The following is a 1,529-nucleotide window of genomic DNA, read 5'->3' as shown; positions in this document are numbered from 1 at the left end:
GTCGCGCGGCCTCCACGCAGACCACCATGGCCTGCGTGCCGGCCGGACCGACGCCCACCACGGCGCAGCGCTCGACCGGACCGAGCGCATCCACGCCGCCTCCGGGCCGACCGGCGCCACGGGGCCGTCCGGGGTGGAGACGACATGCTGGAGGCGGCCCTCGATCCAGAGTCGGCCCTCGGCGTCGAAGTGGCCGACGTCGTTGGTGCGGTGCCACACGCGGCCGCCGCCGCCGAACAGGCTGTCCCGCTTGGACTGCTGGTCCGTGTACCAGAGGGCGTCGTAGCGCTCCTTCAGATGAGGGGCAGACACGACGACCTCGCCCAGCACGCCCCAGCCGGTCTCGGGGTCCAGGATGACCTCCTCGGCGGAGCCGTCCGGCAGCAGCGGGGCGACGGCGACGTCCACGGTCTCGATGGGCGAGCCGACGCACACGCCGGCGTCCTTGGCATGGACGAGTTCCTGGACGGTGTCCGCGTCGATGTCCGTGAGCAGCAGGCCCTCGGTCATGCCGTAGGGGGAGTGGATCTCTGCGTTCGGCACGAGGGCGGTCACCTGGCGCATCAGCACCGGCGGCACCGGCGCGCCCGCGGAGAGCACCATGCGGATGCGGCCGAGCACGGCGCGGCCCGCCTCGTCCAGGTCACCGGCGGTGGCGACCACGTTCCGCAGTGCCGCCGGAGAGGCGAACAGGACCGTGGACTGCCCGGCCTCGGCGGCCTCGGCCAGGCCGCGGGCGGTCAGGGTGGCCGGCTTGGTGACGTCCATGTCCGGGGAGACCGAGGTGGCGCCCAACGCCGGACCCAGCAGCGCGAACGGCGCGAAGCCGGCGAGCAGGGACGCCCCGGGCTCGATGCCCAGGGTGCGGCGGATGCGGCGCACCAGGTGGCCCAGGCGTCCGTGGGTGTACACCACGCCCTTGGCGGGACCCGTGGAGCCGGAGGTGAACAGCACGGCCGCCTCCTGGTGCTCCTCCGGCACGGGCAGGGGAGCGCCCTGCTCGTCCACCGGGCCCACGGCGTCCGGGCGGCGGTGCCGCTCGACCATGGCATAGAGGCTGTCCTCCACCTTCAGCGCGGTCCGCTGGGCCGCCCCGAGCGGGGCGACGGAGAACCGGGTGCCCGGCCACGACTGGGCGCGGGCGAGGGTCAGGCCGGCGGTCTGGCCGATGATCCACCGCGGACGGGCCGACTTCATGGCCCGCGTCATGCCCTTCACGCCCAGGCCCTGGTCCGCCACCACCGCGACCGCGCCCAGGCGCAGCACGGCGTAGAGGGCGGCGGTCAGGTCTCGGCCGGGCGGGACGAGCATGGACACGCGGTCGCCGGGGCGGACGCCGGCGGCCCACAGCCCGGTGGCGACGGCCGAGACCATCTCCTGCAGCTCGCCCCAGCTCACGGCCACGGGGCGGCGCCTCCGGCGGACGATCGCGTGCGCGCTGGCCGCGCCCGTCATGTCCACCAGGGCGGTGGCGTCGCGGTTGACGGAGTCCGGGGGCGCCCCACTCGTCCAGCAGGTCCCACAGCCGG

The 1,529-nt window shown here is 75.3% G+C and carries 1 protein-coding gene; it reads right to left on the bottom strand.

The window, feature by feature from the left end:
* Positions 1-1,455: AMP-binding protein (locus AC2W7A_RS12285; protein ID WP_485991592.1), on the bottom strand; the 1,455-nt coding region annotated here is incomplete at its 3' end.
* Positions 1,456-1,529: the final 74 nt, after the last annotated feature.

Source organism: Micrococcus sp. LASM2_SD2, assembly GCF_057364565.1.
Note: the sequence above shows the minus strand (reverse complement) of the source record. Positions and strands in the feature narration are given on the sequence as shown.